Annotated in this window: 10 protein-coding genes; 6 read left to right on the forward strand and 4 right to left on the reverse strand. The window is 49.7% G+C overall.

The window, feature by feature from the left end:
- Positions 1–517: DUF4214 domain-containing protein (locus ACO0LL_RS16310; protein WP_422951910.1), on the reverse strand; the 517-nt coding region annotated here is incomplete at its 3' end.
- A 527-nt stretch (positions 518–1044) separates the two neighbouring features.
- Positions 1045–2412 carry a FecR family protein gene (locus tag ACO0LL_RS16315; RefSeq protein WP_422951911.1) on the reverse strand — a complete coding sequence of 456 codons (1368 nt, stop codon included), beginning with the start codon at positions 2410–2412 and terminating at the stop codon, positions 1045–1047.
- Positions 2413–2827: 415 nt separating this feature from the next.
- On the opposite strand from ACO0LL_RS16315, the gene ACO0LL_RS16320 reads away from it, so the two are divergent.
- From ACO0LL_RS16320 to ACO0LL_RS16340, 5 genes are all read left to right on the forward strand, one after another.
- On the forward strand, positions 2828–4708 hold the full coding sequence (locus ACO0LL_RS16320) for a CHASE2 domain-containing protein (RefSeq protein WP_422951912.1): 1881 nt from the start codon (positions 2828–2830) through the stop codon (positions 4706–4708).
- Positions 4709–4713: 5 nt separating this feature from the next.
- The gene (locus ACO0LL_RS16325; RefSeq protein ID WP_422951913.1) at positions 4714–5958 is read left to right on the forward strand and encodes a tetratricopeptide repeat protein; all 1245 of its coding nucleotides are present in this window, start codon (positions 4714–4716) and stop codon (positions 5956–5958) included.
- A gap of 116 nt (positions 5959–6074) precedes the next feature.
- Positions 6075–6884 (forward strand): Crp/Fnr family transcriptional regulator, encoded by an 810-nt coding sequence (locus tag ACO0LL_RS16330; RefSeq protein WP_422951914.1) that lies wholly within the window; start codon positions 6075–6077, stop codon positions 6882–6884.
- Between the two features lie 38 nt (positions 6885–6922).
- Positions 6923–8446 carry an MBOAT family O-acyltransferase gene (locus ACO0LL_RS16335; protein ID WP_422951915.1) on the forward strand — a complete coding sequence of 508 codons (1524 nt, stop codon included), beginning with the start codon at positions 6923–6925 and terminating at the stop codon, positions 8444–8446.
- A 12-nt stretch (positions 8447–8458) separates the two neighbouring features.
- On the forward strand, positions 8459–9436 hold the full coding sequence (locus tag ACO0LL_RS16340; RefSeq protein ID WP_422951916.1) for a hypothetical protein: 978 nt from the start codon (positions 8459–8461) through the stop codon (positions 9434–9436).
- A gap of 34 nt (positions 9437–9470) precedes the next feature.
- Here ACO0LL_RS16340 and ACO0LL_RS16345 read toward each other — a convergent pair whose 3' ends face one another.
- Both ACO0LL_RS16345 and ACO0LL_RS16350 read right to left on the reverse strand, forming a co-directional pair.
- Positions 9471–12830, reverse strand: a complete 3360-nt coding sequence (locus ACO0LL_RS16345; RefSeq protein WP_422951917.1) for a glycosyltransferase family 4 protein — start codon at positions 12828–12830, stop codon at positions 9471–9473.
- Position 12831: 1 nt separating this feature from the next.
- Entirely contained in the window at positions 12832–14121 is a 1290-nt protein-coding gene (locus ACO0LL_RS16350; RefSeq protein WP_422951918.1) for a class I SAM-dependent methyltransferase, read from the reverse strand.
- Between the two features lie 346 nt (positions 14122–14467).
- Here ACO0LL_RS16350 and ACO0LL_RS16355 point away from each other — a divergent pair, with 346 nt between their 5' ends.
- Positions 14468–15922 carry a mannose-1-phosphate guanylyltransferase/mannose-6-phosphate isomerase gene (locus ACO0LL_RS16355; RefSeq protein WP_422951919.1) on the forward strand — a complete coding sequence of 485 codons (1455 nt, stop codon included), beginning with the start codon at positions 14468–14470 and terminating at the stop codon, positions 15920–15922.
- Positions 15923–15926: the final 4 nt, after the last annotated feature.

The following is a 15926-nucleotide window of genomic DNA, read 5'->3' on the forward strand; positions in this document are numbered from 1 at the left end:
CATTGACGATGGATGTCAGGACTGCATCTTGAACAGCGATTTGGGATGCTTGTGTAGCGGAATCCAGCACTTTGCTCAACCAGTCCTTAGCCAGGGCTGTGTTGCTTGGCAGGGAGTAGGCAACGATTTCTTCGTTGGTGTCGATGGCTGTTGTGAAGGATGTCGCAGCGGCAACTTTGGAATCGACGGCAACTTTGTCTGCACCGGTAGCACCACCGAGGATGGCCAGAGCGGCTTGACCCAGGGTAACTTTGCCGTTCAGCAGTTGGCCTGTCCAGTAGTTGAGACCTGCTACGTCAGCTTTGTGGCCAAACAGGTTGTTGTAGATGGTGTTGACTGTGTCTTCTGTTGTTTTACCAGCGAATACTGTGGCGTATTCTGCTTGTTTGGAGAAGCTGTCGGCGATTTGGTTCAGTGTGAAACCTTGAGCCATCCAGTAAGCCAGACCATTTGGGTCTGCTGGGCGGTTGAAGTATGCGATGTAAAGCTTTTGGATATCAGCAGCTGTATTAGCCATTTAAGAACTCCTAATTTAATTAATTTAAAAGATGCGAAGCTTGCTTTTTAGGCACTTACTCGCGTTACGGCATGCCGATAATCGCAGAAGCACCCAATCGAAGATGTGACTGAAATCACATTTTCAAAAAAAAGTAACACTTGACAACATTTGGCTTGTATTCCGAAATTTTTCATTTGCTCTGCAGAAACAGCTTTCAAATGAAAAGCCTAGATATGACTTTGCCAACCTACAATTATAAGGCTTGACTTGAAGTAAACCAAAATGAATATTTCGTTACATCAAATTACAAAACCATTTACATACTTCAGTATTAAAAATACTGCCAGAAAAGCCTGGCAATACACTGACCTGAACGACACTTTTAAGTTCAAAGCCTATATATAGACATACATACACAGGCAAATACAGACAATATTATTTATGCACTTAATCGTGCCATAAAAATAAATAAGGGCTTCCGCAGAAGCCCTTATTTATTTAAGACTGGCTTGAGCTAATTATTTAGCACAAGCTGGCACGACCATCTATTGCTTACCCCAATTCGTCACCCCGTACACCATGCGGGTGCCATCTTCATTTAACTTGGACTGGAATATATACGCAGCAGTACCACCTTTTTCATTGGTCACCACACCTTGTACCGACATGTTGGCAGCAGGCACATATTGGTTAGCACCATACAAGATACCCGTGCTGGTCACAGAGCCCTCACCTTTCAAGGCGAATCTTTCGCTACCAGAAACAACATCAAATCCTGTAGTGAAGGTCGCCTTGGCAAAATCCAGTTGCAATTTGGCATTTTCCAGCTTTGCCGCCGATTCCAGGCTCTTGATATTATCGACGAGAACGGCTTGACTATCTTTCAAGGCAAAGCCCATGGTGCCAGTGGTTGGTACTTGCCATTCCGTATTTTTAGCCTGGAAAATAGCAAAATACGCATTGGTACCGCGTGGCGAAGCCTCATTCTGATCTTGCTTGGTAATATCAAAATCAGCTTTCTTGCCAAAAAGCTCAAACCAGCGACCCCAGATAATGGTATTCGTCAGGGCAGCACCATTATTATTACCTGCACCAGTATTGTTAGGCGTCTTATTAGTATTCGAGGCCAATGTTTGCTTCACATTACCAACCTTGTTAGGGTCGAGATTAGGATCAGTTGCGGCAGGAGCGATCAAAGCAGCGCTACTATTATTAGCTGTAGTCTTGCTTGCAGGCTCATCGGCCCTTGGTGGGGCGATGGCATCTGGTGTCAAACCGGGAGCCGATTGCAATAATTGTGGTTTGTTCTGGCCTTTATTGATCTGCAACAAAACCCCTTGCTGACGGGCGAATAACTCGGCAGCAGCAACGCCTTCACATGGGCCTGCACCTTGTGGTGAGCAAGAACCGCCAAAACCACTGACAACGATCCCACCATCGACCACGACTACCCGTGTTGTATCCTTGTCAGTAAAGACAGTAAAGTCAGTACCACGGACACCAATAGCAGCTACCGGCGTATTAAAACGGAAATTCTGTCTTGCCTGTTTCACGGCATTACCCGACACACTACGTGCCACGCCCGAGATCAATTCCAGCTTGACGCGGGTATTTGCAGGATTCTGTTGATCAATATGATAACTGACGATGCGCGCTTCACTATTCGGACGCACAATCAACAAACCATCATCCAAGGTTTTAAAATAAACGTAGCCATCAGCCCCTGTTTTAATACTGGCGCCTTCTGCAACGGCACTATCAATCATTGCCGGTTTGCCATTTATCTCAACCTTACCCCAAACCTGGGACACCTTTACCGCGTCCTCTGCAAATGCCATCGCAGGAATCGCCAGTACGAATGCCAGCGTCCACCGGACCAGCTGGCTTAGAACATTCTGTGTTTTATTCTTCATATTTCATCCTCACTTGCCATAACAACTGGCAAAGTCTTTCACACCAGGCGCACATTGCACCGGCTAGTACAGATTTACACCTGCACATATTTTTAGCATTATCCTCTGATATGCAAAAAATATTGTGATGACGGTCACAATTTACAAATTCAGGCTACTATAACAGTTTTTTGCTAAGCCATTGAAATCAGAAGGTTTATGATGGACGGACAAAGGAATACCGGATAGGCAAGTATTCTCGCCAGGACCATCCTTTAATGTATTGCCGCTACGCAAAAAGATGTTCAAGTTTTAACACACTTCGTTTAATCCGGCTTATGATGCTGCCAAAATCTTTTTGATTGATATGAACTTCCAGATCACCTCATTGCCCAGTGAATAATTCAACGGACCTTCTTACGCAATCATGAGGCCTGTGTCTGAGTTTTTTTTGCGTATTTCTGCCAAATCCTACTTGTGGCTACTGATCGCCATCATGGCCGTGGGCTTGTGCGCGCTGAATGAATATTTGCCAGAAAATGGCAGGCCGTTACCGGGTGATGAGTGGCTTAGAGATCAATTTGTGCAATTGCGTGCCAAAGACCGGGCAGAAGAGCGTCTGGCATTGATCGACATTGACGACCACAGCATTTCCGTCCTGGGGGCAGCCCCCTGGCCCAGAGAACGCATTGCCGATCTGATAGAAAAACTCATTACTGAATTTGATGTGCGTGGCGTTGCCCTGGATATTTACTTTGAAGAGCATAAAGACACGGTAGGAGACCAGAGACTGGCAGCATTGGCTGAACATGGCCCAGTGGTACTGGCACAAGCCTTTGATTTTGACAAAAACAAACAAACACCGGCGCGCAATGGCCAGTTAACGGGTGGCAAATCAATTGCAGCTTTTAGCCAGCCTGAGCTTGCCAGTATGGCACGGGCTACCGGCTATATTGCCAATCACTCTGGTCTTAGCAAAGCGCGCTATGTCAGTAATATTGGATTTGTACCTGATCTTGACGGAACTTTAAGGCGGATTCCAGTTCAGACTCGCTTCGAAGGAAAAGTTTATTCAGAATTGTCGCGTGCTTTGCTCGAATGTTGCTCCAAATTGAACGCGAATCAGTTGTTTGCGCATAAAAGCCGATTTTCAGATGTAGATGAAAATGGATTTTCGCGCGTTGAATATAGCCGGACACTGTCTTCGTATGAAGTCGTACCTGCCTTGAGCGTATTGCAAGATACGGCTCCGCTTGAGGCCTTGCGTGGCAAATATATCATCATAGGCTCCTCCTCCCTGGCACTGGCAGACCGGGTACCGACACCCCTATGGTATTCAACCAGTGGTTTTCTGGTGCATGCCCAGGCCCTGAGCACCATGCTTGATGAGCAAGAAGGCAGGGCGTATGTAAAGTGGCCAGGGCGTTTGATCGCTTTATTGTTTACAGTGCTGACGGCAGGGATGGCAATGTTCATGTTTCCGCGCTTTTCTGCCTGGACAAATACCCTGATGCTGGGCCTGGCTTCAGCGACCTGGGTAGCACTGGCTTATCTGGTGGTTGATCACGACATGTGGTTTTCCCCAGTAGGCCCTCTGGCAGCAAACTTTTTTTTATTGGCGGTTGCGGTGCCTTTTGGCTGGCAGACTGCGCAGCGCAAGTCGAGAAGATTATTAGGAACCCTGCAACAATATGTCGCCAAAGCAGTGGTGCAAGAATTATTACGCAGTGATTTGAAAGATCCCCTGGCACCAAGGCAGCTACATGTAACTACCCTGATTGCTGACATGGAGGGGTATACCAGCCAGGTAGAAAACTTGCCTATGGAAGGGGCGGCGAATCTGACAAGGGAATTCCTGGAATGCCTGACCGGCCCTGTGCTTGCCAAAGGTGGCACTCTGGATAAATATACCGGTGACGGCCTGGTAGCATTTTGGGGGGCGCCGCTGCCTGTCGAAAACCATGCTGACCTGGCCCTGGATGCAGCGATAGCAATCGTCAGAAATGTCAGAAAATTGAGTGCCCAATACGAACAACAAGGGAGAAAAAAGATTAGAGTCAGAATCGGAATAGAAAGTGGCATTGCAATTGCAGGTGATTTTGGCAGTTCTTTCCGCAGCATCTACACTGCCGTTGGCGACAGTGTCAATACGGCCTCACGTCTGGAGGACGCGGCACGTCACTACCCGCACGACATCATCATCGGTAAAGGTACGGTTGAGGGTTCAACCAGACATCAATTCCAGGCGCTGGGTGAGCGCCTGCTGAAAGGCAAGGAAAAACCAACTACCATCTACACGGTAGAGGTTACTGCATGAGAGTGATGCAAAGAATAGCGCGTCAATTGCCATTGCCGATACTATTGCTGATGCTATTACTGATCTTTGGCAATACAGTCGCAAAAGCCGACAATGAAGCTGAAAGCGAAACCCTGTATCTGGAAGCATTAAAGGCCATCAGCGAAAAACGCAATGATGATGCCAAAACCATGCTCAGCACCCTGATAGAGAAAAAGCCCCTGCATGCCGGTGCCTGGCTGGATCTGGCGATGCTGCAATGCAAATTGGGCAACAAAGAAGAGGCAGATAAAGTATTGCTCAAAATGCGGCAAAACCTGCCTTTATCAGAAGATCAATTGTACAAACTGGAATTATGGCAACCCAAGAGCTGCATTCCCGCAGCGCCAGAAAGGCGCATCGCGATTGCTGTAGAGGCTGGATATGACACCAATGTGAATCAAGGTGCCAGCAATCCTTTTTTCACTTTCGGTAGCGGCACTGAGCAAATTACCTTGCAGCTTTTACCAGAGTATCAGCCAAAAGCGGACCGGTTTGCCAGCTTGTCTGGCAATATATCCCAGGAAATCAACAATAACGGCACCATAGGTTTTGCCCAGGCACGACTGCGCAGTTATGACAGTCTGAGCGCCTACAATACACTGGCACTTGCCCTTGGTGTGGAAAAACCATGGAAATGGCGGGATTACGGCATCCGGGGCACTGCCCTGGTCAGCGCACTCAGCCTCGGCGGTACGCTGTATCAAAAGCAGGAGATTGTACAATTGCGTTTGTCGCCAGCAGTCAGCCAAGGCAGCCCTTGGCGTTTCAGCACCGTGGCGGGGTTCACCAATGTACAGTACCCGACTTTGGGGAATTTCGATGCCCACACCTGGGAATTACGCGGCCTGTTATCCTATGAAACCCAGAAATACCAGTTGCAAGCTGGTTTGGCAGCAATGGCCGACCGGGCTCATGCAGACAGACAGGGCGGTCACAGGACTGGCTACTATGGAAATTTGAATCTGAGACGACAATTGACACAGCAAAGCGAGCTGGAATTAGGCTGGAGCAAACAAATATGGCAAAGTGCTGAAATTTACTCGCCCAACCTGATAGATGTAGCAAGGCGACAAGATCTACAGCTTGTAAAAGCGGGATTGAATTGGTATTTCACGGACAAACAGTCGCTGCAACTGGAATTTCGTGCGATAAATAACAAGGAAAATATCTCCATCCTTCAATACAATAGCAAGTCGGTACAATTGAGCTGGCAATGGCAGAATTTTTAAAATTTGAATTTTCATGCCAGCATCACCATTTGTCATCTATGAATCAGGAAATATTGAAAACGAATGAAGGGCCATCACGATTGCAAGTCATGGGTTCTTTACAATCGGATTGACCAATGACGGTATCAAATAACGAAGTCGCTGTTATTCACAACAAGGCACCGGCCGGGGAGTCGCAAGCACCCCTGCCTGGGCAACTGCAATTAAATATTCCCATACAGACCAAAGTGCAGGTCAAGGTCAACCAGATCACGGTCAACTTGCGCAACATCCCCTTGCTGATGGGCTTGAGCGATGAAGACATGAACAAGGTCAAGGGTGACATGCGCGTGCGTCACTTCAATAAACGGGATGTGGTATTGCAAAAAGGTGGCATCGGTGACAGCCTGTTATTTTTGCTCTCAGGGCAATTGCAAGTAGTCGATGTGACTGAAGATGGCCGCGCCATCGGCCTGCGCATGCTGAAGGAAGGTGATTTCTTTGGTGAGATCGCGATCATCAATGGCACGCCACGTTCTGCCTCGGTTGTTGCTCTGAGCAATGTGCTGGTGGGGTTTTTACCCAGTGCCACGGCACTGCATTTGTTTTCGCATTCACCAGCGATGGCAAACATGATGTTGCGCCATCTGGCCGAAAAAATCCAACGCGATTCCGAATTCCGCGCTTTGCTCAGCATAGGCAATACCTCACGCCGCATCTATGCCTTCATCGCCCTGTTCAAAAAAATCATGCCTGGTAACCTGGAAGTCATAGAAAACCTGCCTACCCATCAGGACATCGCCATGATGATCAACACCAGCCGCGAAACCGTTACCCGCGCGCTCCTGCATCTGGCCCAGCAAGGTATAGTCGAAAAAGACTTGCATCGCCTGATCATCCGCAAACCCGACGAGCTGCAAAAACTGGCACTGGGCGCTACTGCGTGAACGCTTCACCGGCATCACCGCACGCCTGACTGCACGCCATGTTATTTAATTCCTTTGCGTTCCTGTTCCTCTTCCTGCCTCTCACACTGGCAGTATGGATGCTGTGCAAACGGCAATGCGGATTAAGGCCCGCACTGGGATGGCTGGTGCTGGCTTCATTGGTATTTTACGCAGTCTGGGATGTACGCTATCTGGCGGTGCTTCTAGGCTCAATCAGCATCAATTTCTGGCTCGGTGGCCGTATCCTGAACGCCAGACAGCAAGCGCTGGATCTGCATGCCGCAAGATGGATGAAGGCAGGCATCGCTTTTAACCTGCTGGTATTGGGCGGTTTCAAATACACCTATTTCTTGCTCGCCAATCTGTTTGCGGCATTTCATGCGGCACCACCGATAGACCCCATCGTTCTGCCACTGGCTATCTCATTTGTCACCTTCCAGAAAATCGCCTATCTGGTTGATTGCCGGCGTGGTGACGTGCACAGGCATAATGCACTCGACTATCTGTTTTTTGTTTCTTTTTTCCCGCAACTGATCGCCGGACCTATCGTGCATCACAAGCCTCTGATTGCGCAAACCAGGGCAGATGACAATCCACTGTTCAGACAAAAAGAAGCGCTCATCATCGGCGCCAGTTTTCTGGCATTGGGTCTGTTCAAAAAAACCATACTGGCTGATAGCATGGCTCGCTATGCCAGCCCGGTTTTTGAACTGGCCAGGCAGACAACACCGGGCGGCGAAGCAGCATGGCAAGCCATGCTGGCGTATACCCTGCAATTGTATTTTGATTTCTCTGCGTATTCCGACATGGCGATAGGTCTGGCGCTGATGTTTGGCTTCAAGCTGCCTGTTAATTTTTTCTCGCCTTATAAAGCCACTTCCATCATCGATTTCTGGCGGCGCTGGCATATGACACTGTCCAGTTTTTTACGCGATTATCTGTACATACCTCTGGGTGGAAACCGCCACGGCCAATTCATGCGCTACCGCAATCTGTGGCTGACGATGTTACTGGCCGGTGTATGGCATGGTGCAGGCTGGAATTTCTTCTTATGGGGTGCATTGCATGGCACGATGCTGCTTATCAATCACTTCTGGCATCATGTACTGGAAAGCAGTTCAGCACTACGCAAACTTTGGGGCAAGCTGCCGAAGATAATAGCGATTGTTGTGACTTTCATTCTGGTCGCGTTTGCATGGGTATTGTTCCGTGCACCTGATATGACAAGTGCTACGCACATGTATGCCGCTCTCTTGCAACCCCTCTCAGGCGCGCATTTGCCAGCCCTACCGTGGCAGAATATCGCGCAAGTAGTTGAAAGCTTGTTGAGCACAACGCCCGATGTGGGCTGGCTGTGGATAGGCATAGGCATGGCTGTCGTCTGGCTTTTGCCAAACACCACGGAATTACTGAATTACGACCCTAGCCCGAATATCGCCATCACACCACTCAGCGAAAAAAGACAAATCGCTTTGGGCATCATTGCAGGCATCTGTTTGTGGTTTGCAATGAAATGGATGGCAGTCCGGCCAGCTACAGAATTTTTGTATTTTAATTTTTAGGCGGACAAGGAAATGAAAAAATTCTTGCTCGCTGTGACTGGCAGTTTCCTGGCTCTTAGCCTCTTATGGGTAGTCGGCATCAAATATCAGTTGGGCTCGCCGACTGCCAGTTCACGCTGGGTCTATGATGCTTATCAACATAAAATCCACGCAGCACAAGAAATCAAAACGCCACGTGTATTGATCGTGGCAGGTTCAAACGCCATGTTTGGCATAGATTCCGGCATGCTGGCAAATTACTGGCAAAAACCTGTCATCAATCTTGCGGTAAATGCCGGACTCGGCCTGCCTTATATACTGGATGTATCACGTCGTGTCGCACGTCCCGGCGACACCATACTCATGCCCATGGAATATGCGCTTTACCTCGATGAGGGCAAAGCCAATTCGCAAATCATAGACTATGTCATGGCCAGGGATCTGGATTACTGGCGTAGCCTGTCTCGCATTACTCAACTGCAGTATGCAGCAGGTTTGGGAGCAGACCGCTGGCTGCATGGTCTGCGGCATTTGCCAGACGGCCCGGTCACCAGCGGTACTTACGGCGCCCATCATCTCGATGCAAGAGGCGATCAAACTCATACCAGTGCAGCAGAACGCAGCCCCGGTGATATTGCCGCTGTCAAAGCGACCAAGGCCTGGGATTACGCGCACAGGGCGGCCACAGAAAGTGGCGGCTGGAAGCTCATGGAAAATTATGCGCAATGGGCAAAGGCAAATAACATCTGCCTGATCGCCATGCCCACGGTACTTTTGCATCACGCCAAATACGATACAGATGCAGACGACCTGGCCTTTTATGCAGGACTACCGGAGCGCATGAATAAGCTGGGCATAGAATATCTGGGTAAACCAAAAGACTTCATGTATCCGGAGAGCTGGTTCTTTGATACTGACCACCACCTGCAAGACTGGGCCAGGCAAAAGCATACTGCAAGGCTGATTGCTTTACTGCAAACACGTTCTCAGGTAGCTTGTGGCCGACCATAAAAAACGGCGGAATATATCCGCCGTTTTTGTGCGTTCAGATGCGACCTATATCAATATCCAATGCATTCGTAATACCATCAATCGTATTCAACAAGCGTTGCGATAAAGCTGGCCATTGTCTGGTGACAGTCCAGGCTTTAGCCTGTATTGCTTTCTCTTTCAGCCTTTGCCCATCATGCAAAATGGCAGTGATGCCCTCAGCAATGTCTGTGGGTTCAGTACCTGGCAACACATGCACCGCATCTTTGACATCATCAAAAATCGACAGCGGCGTCACTGCAACCGGGCGGCCAGAAGCCAGCCCCATGCGCACTGCAGCGCTCGAAGATTCCTGCGTTTGCTGATACGGGTAAACAATCAGGTCTGCCTGTTGCAGCCATGACTGACTGATTTCATCCGTCAGATAATCAGACAAAAAAGTCACATGCGCATCCAGGCCGGCTTCAAAAATCAAATGACGACATTGATGATATTCATTGTCGGACAAGCCTGATGGATAGAGTGAATTCACCAGCAACAAATGATAATTTCCACCCTGCCCGCGCAATTTTATGAATGCCTTGATCAATGCCTGCACACCCTTATGCGGCAGCAAGAATCCATAAGCAGCAATCACGGTCTTGCCAGTCAGGCGCGTGGTATCCACTCTGGTTGCAGCATGTTCCAGTGTCGGCATCAGGCCCTGTGGGAAAAATACCAGATTATCAGCGACGCCCAGGTTCTTGAGACGGTTCATGTCATCCAGACCATGCACGAAGATACGGTTGGCCAGTTTCAATTCAGCAGCGATTGTAGAAAGACTGATTAGTCCGTCTTCTCTTTGCACGTCGGCGGTTGAATGAAAGAATAAATGGATAGCCTTGCCATCTTCCTTGACACGCCTGATCAGGCGCGCCATGGCTGCCAGTGAAAAGAAACCGAAATTGTATTGAATAACAATCACATCGAGTTTTTGTTCCTGGATCATCAGCCACGTGTGTTCCAGGTCCTCTTCCATGTTGGCATCCCAGCTGCGGATGACATTATCAGCATCGCGCGCCGTTCTTTCGGGGATATGGCTGCTCAGATAAACTACTCTGTCCTGCGGCATGCCAGCAGTCAGGAAAGATGAATAAGAAGCGATGCCACAACGCGCATTCCAGCTACTGATCCAGCCTATGCGTGGCTCCTTGCGTAACAGCGGCTGCTGTTCAAGTGCAGCAATTGCCTGGCGGGTTCTGCTGGCGACATCTGACCACGCATAGTGCGTCGATATAAACGCATGCGCCGCCGCAGTTTTACGGGTGATGATGTCTGCCGGACTGGCATGTACTTCACGCATCAACGCGGCCAGATGATTGACATCAGGGTCAGCCCAGGCTGAATGCGTGGAACTGAAATGCGAAGTCGATTTGGCGTATTGATAATCACAGAGCCAGACCCTGCTGTCGTCGCAGAAATCCATTTGCCCGCTCCATGCAGTAGCAATCACTGGCAGTTTCAGCCACATGGCTTCTGCAATCGGCAAGCCATAACCTTCGCCACGGCTGGGTGCAACCAGCACATCACATGCCTCATACAGACCACGCATTTGCTCCTGGCTATAATCATCCATGATGATCAGCACATGCGGAAAATCCGGGTCAGCAGCCAGCAGCGCTGCCAATTGTTCAGCCACATCGTTATGCGGATTGGGGAAAGTCTTGATGACCAGGCTGACATCATCACTGGCCCGGTAAGCTTGGCCATAAGCGAGCAGCAAAGCATCTGGTCCCTTGCGCGGGAAACAGGATGATACATGCAGGAAGCGGTAAGTCTTAAGACTACCCAACACCGCCTGTGGTACCGATAGCGCGGCAACGCGCATGACATGATCAACACCATTGCCAACAGCAGCAATCGGTACGCGCACGCCATTGTCGCGCAAGACCGTACCGACAAAGCGCGACACCACCAAAATCAAATCCAGCTTGCGGTTAAATTCGTTGACAAACTCTTGCGGGAAACCGGTCTCTTCCCAACCATAAGAATTCACCACCCTGACACGTGCCTGCATATCATCCAGTGTCGGCGGATAGCAGTTGCGCAAGGCCAGGTCGGGCATATTTACTGCCTGTTGCGATACGGTTTGCAATTCCGCGATATCGGGATTAGCTGCAAGGAAATCTGCCGAAGCGACGAAATCACCATAACCTTCTCGGCTGCGCAAACCCAGTTGCACAGCCTCGTCCTTTTGAGATGCCAAGGCACGCGCCAGTTCACGGTTAACGATAGCCAAACTATAAGTAGAATCGAAGGGCCCCTCTATCTGCCACAGAGGTTTTTGCTGCTCATTTGCAGCTATTGCAGTTTGAGGAATTTTTGCGCCGAGCTTTTGCAAGAAGTGCTGCAAATCTGCCTGAATCTTTTGACGCGAAAAACGCTGAATATTTTGTCGCTGACCGGCAATAATGCGGCGGCGCAAAACAGGTTCCGTCAACAGCATATGCACATGCGCGGCACAAGTGGCAGGGGTCACGTCAGCATCCAGCAAGATGCCTGCACCACCCATGGTAGAAGTGACGCCTTCAGTAGCACGCGCAATCACTGGCACATCATGCAGCATGGATTCAATCAAAGGCATGCCAAAGCCTTCATGCTCGCTGAGGCTGACATAGGCGTCAGCGTTGCGGTACAGGGCCAGCAAATCTTCATCAGGGATTTTGCCTGTCATCAGCACCTGTGCATCCAGTTTCAATTCAGCGATGTGGGCACGTACGTCCTGCTCATACGGCATGCTGGTGACGCCACCTGCCAATATCAGGCGCACGGGCTGGCGCGAGAAGTGGCGCAATTCATCAAGCATGTCCAGTAATTGCAATTGGTGCTTGTGCTCGCACAGGCGGCCAACAAACAGGATATTGTGGGCACCACGCAAGCTGTTCATCATCGCTGTGTTATAGCTGTGATGCTGCCAGCGCGTCACATCGACCAGTAAGGGAATCGTCGTTACATCTGCATGACCAGCTGCACGCAACTCTGCACTGTTCAAATCAGAGTCACCAATCGCAGCCTGAAAATCCTGCGCCCACAGAGCCAGTTGCTGCCTGCCCAAAATGCTTAATTCTGGCAAACCATTATCAGGTAAAAATTGCGGAGGAGTGATGTTGTGATACACCAGCACCTTGCGTGCCTTGATGTCTTTGAACCACGCGCAATTCTCATAGCCCAGGCTGTGATGCACCAGCAAAATGTCATCTTCTGCAAGCTGCAATTCGCTATAGTGCTGCACTTCATCACGCACTTCATCCTGCACCAGATCGCAATAAATGGCAGAAGTAAAACCCATCTCGCGCAACAGCTTGCGGGTAAAGAACATGCCATTGCTGACGCCGTCACCTCTTCCACAGGAAGGGCTGAATTGATGTATCTGCATCTTATTTACGACCTATGACTGCATAATCCTGGGCGCCGAATAATTCCTTATTGAGCAGTGCTTCAACCTCGGTACCACCGTGCAGCAAGTGATCATCAGGGTAAGGATGCAAACGCAAAATCTCTGCATGGCTAAAGCCACGCTGACGCGCCATGAATTCCGCCACCTGCGGCACGATAGGATGCAAATGGGTAGGGTCAAAATAGAAATTGCAGGCACCCACTTTAAGGTTTTCTGGATTCGGCGTTTCAAAAATAATGACACCGCCTGGGCATAGTGCATGGCGTGCCGCATCAAACAGCGCAATCAATTGCTCGAACGGTAGATGCTCTATGATCTGGAAACCGGTCACTGCCCCTATGCTGCCTGCAGGCTGTTCACGCAAATAGGCAATAGCATCAGCATGACGGCACAAAAAGCCTTGGTCCAGGCAGGCGTTGACCATGGAAATATTCATATCCACACCCATGGCAGGTATGCCTTGCTCGTCCAGCAATTCCAGCCACTCACCACGGCCACAGCCAACGTCAATGACCAGCTTGCGTTCATCTTTTGTCTGTTCGCTGATATGCGCCAGATACGGCAAATACACTTTCAAGCGCTCCTTGATATCAGCGCGTGAACCGCGGAACAAGGCTTCAAACTCCAGATAGAACTGGTCCTGGTCAAAATCACTGGTGACTTTGGCTACAGGCTGGCTAGTGCTTGCGATGGCAGTCTGACTCGCTGGCTCTGCCGTCGCGACAACATGTTGCTGGATCTGTTTAACCCCATTTTGCAAACCCTCACGCATCATCAGATTCATGGAACGCAATTGACGGCCTATATGCAGGCGGTCCAGCTCCATTAACCTGTTTCCAATATCAAGCGCATCGTATTTTTCCAGCCGTATGGCGAGTTTTTGCTCTTCCATGCGCAGGATTTTTTGGTCCTGGCTGTGCAATTGCAGTTGCAAACCATCAATCTGCTTTTGCAAATTTGTCAGCGCAACTTCGGTCTGGAAGCGGGTGCGCGGCAAGCGCAGCAATGCCTGGCACCAGGCCAATGCGTAACCCAGGCCTGGTATGGAGCGCAATTTCTGGCGCAAGCCCTGTGGCGGTGCTGATATTTCAGCATTTTGTTGTACATTATCTTGCTGATTCAACATGATTTCCCTTGCATCATCCTGCCCTGCCCCCATCTCATTTGAAGGAATATTGACGGGTGTTGAATGCTTTCTGCTTTTCAATATCAAACTGGTCTTGTCAGCCAGTTGCTGTGCTTCGCATTCAGATTTGTTCTGTGTTGCCATATTCGCCATATAATCCGGATGTTTTATTCATAATTGGCGGCAAATGATTCGTGTTTAGACCGCTAAAAGGCTAGAAAAAGGGGTAGAAGTATAAATGATGATGTAAACTGCGACGAAATTATCAGCGTCTGCAAATTTCCAGATTATTTCAGCTTCAGACTTTTGCCGGGCTCTGGCTTACCCTTCAGGTCTTGCAAGTTTAGCCTATTCAGCAATTGCTCACATCTGACCAGCATAGCCTGAGCAAATTGCAGCTGATTGCACGCTTATTGCAATATATTAAATATTTTATAATGATTTGCCTCAGGACATAAACCCAAAGGCATAAAGATTACGAAAGTTATCCATGTTATTACAGCCTGTCATTCTCTCCGGGGGATCTGGAACCCGGCTATGGCCGCTATCGCGTGAAAAGCATCCCAAGCAATTGCTCGCCCTGATAGGCGAAGAAACCATGTTGCAGGCGACTGCAACACGCGTCAGGGACTTTTCTGGTGCCGTGGGCGTGGCCGAAAGAATGATCGTGGTCTGCAATGAAGAATACCGCTTCATCACGGCAGAACAGTTACGCGTCGCCGGCTTTAACAACTGCAGCCTGTTGCTCGAACCCACTGGTCGCAACACTGCTCCCGCATTGACGCTGGCAGCCCTGGCAGCGGTAACCTCAGACAATGACGCAGTCTTGCTGGTGATGCCAGCGGACCATGTCATCAATGATAAACAGGGCTTTCACCAGGCCATACAAGATGGCCTGCAACAGGCCATCGACGGTGCCATGGTGACTTTTGGTATCGTGCCTGACCGTCCTGAAACCGGTTACGGCTACATCCAGACGGGTGACGTGTTACCAGGTCAGGCCGTGCGCGAACTACAAGCCTTTGTCGAAAAGCCTGTATTGGAAGTAGCCCAGCAATATCTGGATGGTGGCCGTCATTTATGGAATAGCGGCATTTTCATGATGCGCGCGACTACCTGGCTGAAAGCCATACAGCACTTCCATCCCGCCATGCATGAGGCCTGCAAACTGGCGATGGACAAAGCCAGCATCGATAGCGACTTTGTCCGCGTGGATAAAGAAGCCTTTCTGTCTTGTCCTTCTGACTCCATTGACTATGCCGTCATGGAAAAACTGGCGAAAGACCAGGATTTGCATATCCCCGGCTATGTCGTGCCTTTCAATGCAGGCTGGTCTGACGTAGGTGCCTGGGATGCGGTCTGGCAAGTGTCAGACAAGGATGAGAACGGTAACACTGCCCATGGCGACGTGCTGCTGGAAGATTCCCGTAATTGCCTGGTGATTTCTGACAGCCGCCTGGTTGCATGCCTGGGTCTGGAAGACGTCATCGTGGTCGAGACACCAGATGCGGTGCTGGTCACCAATAAAGCCAATACCCAGAACATCAAGCGTGTCGTAACCCGCCTGAAAGATGAAAACTATACCCAGACCGATAACCATCGCAAGGTTTATCGCCCATGGGGACATTATGACTCTGTCGATAGTGGCGAACACTTCCAGGTCAAGCGCATCGTCGTCAAACCGGGTGGCCGCCTGTCGATGCAAATGCATCACCACCGTGCTGAACACTGGATCGTGGTCAGTGGCACGGCATTGGTCACGCGTGGCGAAGAAGTGATGACCCTGGTTGCCAATCAATCCACCTACATCCCGCTGGGCGTCAAGCACAGGCTGGAAAATCCGGGTGAAACTGATCTTGAGCTGATAGAAGTGCAATCCGGTACTTACCTGGGTGAAGATGATATCGTCAGGTTTGATGATATCTATGGACGTGTTGCAGGCTGATCCC

The organism is Undibacterium sp. TC4M20W (genome assembly GCF_049340245.1).
Lineage (GTDB): Bacteria > Pseudomonadota > Gammaproteobacteria > Burkholderiales > Burkholderiaceae_D > Undibacterium.

Bases quoted from the DNA above. Each gene is read 5' to 3' on its own strand.
- ACO0LL_RS16330 (WP_422951914.1), top strand. From the start codon at position 6,075: ATGACGGTATCAAATAACGAAGTCGCTGTTATTCACAACAAGGCACCG.
- ACO0LL_RS16335 (WP_422951915.1), top strand. From the start codon at position 6,923: ATGTTATTTAATTCCTTTGCGTTCCTGTTCCTCTTCCTGCCTCTCACA.
- ACO0LL_RS16325 (WP_422951913.1), top strand. From the start codon at position 4,714: ATGCAAAGAATAGCGCGTCAATTGCCATTGCCGATACTATTGCTGATG.
- ACO0LL_RS16340 (WP_422951916.1), top strand. From the start codon at position 8,459: ATGAAAAAATTCTTGCTCGCTGTGACTGGCAGTTTCCTGGCTCTTAGC.
- ACO0LL_RS16315 (WP_422951911.1), bottom strand. From the start codon at position 2,412: ATGAAGAATAAAACACAGAATGTTCTAAGCCAGCTGGTCCGGTGGACG.
- ACO0LL_RS16355 (WP_422951919.1), top strand. From the start codon at position 14,468: ATGTTATTACAGCCTGTCATTCTCTCCGGGGGATCTGGAACCCGGCTA.
- ACO0LL_RS16345 (WP_422951917.1), bottom strand. From the start codon at position 12,830: ATGCAGATACATCAATTCAGCCCTTCCTGTGGAAGAGGTGACGGCGTC.
- ACO0LL_RS16350 (WP_422951918.1), bottom strand. From the start codon at position 14,121: ATGGCAACACAGAACAAATCTGAATGCGAAGCACAGCAACTGGCTGAC.